The organism is Kosakonia sp. WA-90, assembly GCF_039871955.1.
In the GTDB taxonomy this organism is placed as follows: Bacteria; Pseudomonadota; Gammaproteobacteria; order Enterobacterales; family Enterobacteriaceae; genus Kosakonia; species Kosakonia oryzendophytica.
Genome location: NZ_JBDPLJ010000020.1, coordinates 1 through 1050 on the forward strand (window position 1 = coordinate 1; position 1050 = coordinate 1050).

Below are 1050 nucleotides of genomic sequence, written 5' to 3' on the forward strand. Positions count from 1 at the left end.
CTCCATCCAGGCTGAAGTTAACCAGCGTATGGAAGAGATCAACCGTGTGACCACCCAGACCGACTTCAACGGCATCAAAGTGCTGAACACCGGTACCGGCTCCAGCAGCTACAGCTTCCAGGTTGGCGCAAAAGACAGCGAAACCATCTCTATCAGCCTGAGCAAATCTGACTCTTACAACCTGTACAGCGCAACGGGCAACACCTTCCAGACCACTGGCCAGACCATCAACGGTACTGCACGTAGCACTGCGGCTGAAGGCTTTGACGTACTGAGCGGTACTGTCAGCACCGGTGGTACGGTCAACGGCAACCCGCTGGCAGACATCGATGCGGCGATCAAAGCGGTTGACGACCAGCGCAGCCTGCTGGGTGCGTCCCAGAACCGTTTCGAGTCCACCATCACCAACCTGAGCAACACCGTGAACAACCTGTCGGCCGCCCGCAGCCGTATTCAGGACTCCGACTACGCGACGGAAGTGTCAAACATGTCGCGCGCGCAGATCCTGCAACAGGCCGGTTCCTCTGTTCTGGCGCAGGCCAACCAGGTTCCGCAGACCATGCTGTCCCTGCTGCGTTAATTATAGATTACGTAGCATCATCTGCGAAAAAGCGCCGCGTGTCGGCGCTTTTTTATTTTTCCGAAAAATAAATAACCTCGAAAAATAAAAAAAACAGCTAAAGAGTTTTTCACCTGCGTCGATAACAATTATGACGGTGATGAAGCCGCTGGCGCTTACCGGAAATTACATATTATTTATAAAGGATAAATATCATGGCTGTTATTAATACTAACACCCTGTCGCTGATGACTCAGAACAACCTGACTAAATCTCAGTCTTCCCTGGGCACTGCGATCGAGCGTCTTTCTTCCGGTCTGCGTATCAACAGCGCTAAAGACGACGCAGCGGGCCAGGCAATTGCCAACCGCTTTACTTCTAACATCAACGGTCTGACCGTTGCTGCGCGTAACGCGAACGACGGTATCTCTCTGGCGCAGACCGCTGAAGGCGCGCTGAGCGAAGTCAACAACAACCTGCAGCGTATCCGT

General features: G+C 53.0%; 1 protein-coding gene and 1 pseudogene. Both read left to right on the plus strand.

The annotated features are described in order from the left end of the window. A partial coding sequence (locus ABGA49_RS16075) for a flagellin (protein ID WP_347665804.1) occupies positions 1 to 580 on the plus strand: 580 nt, incomplete at its 5' end. A gap of 194 nt (positions 581 to 774) precedes the next feature. Further along, a pseudogene (locus ABGA49_RS16080) lies at positions 775 to 1050 on the plus strand (flagellin FliC); the annotation flags it as partial.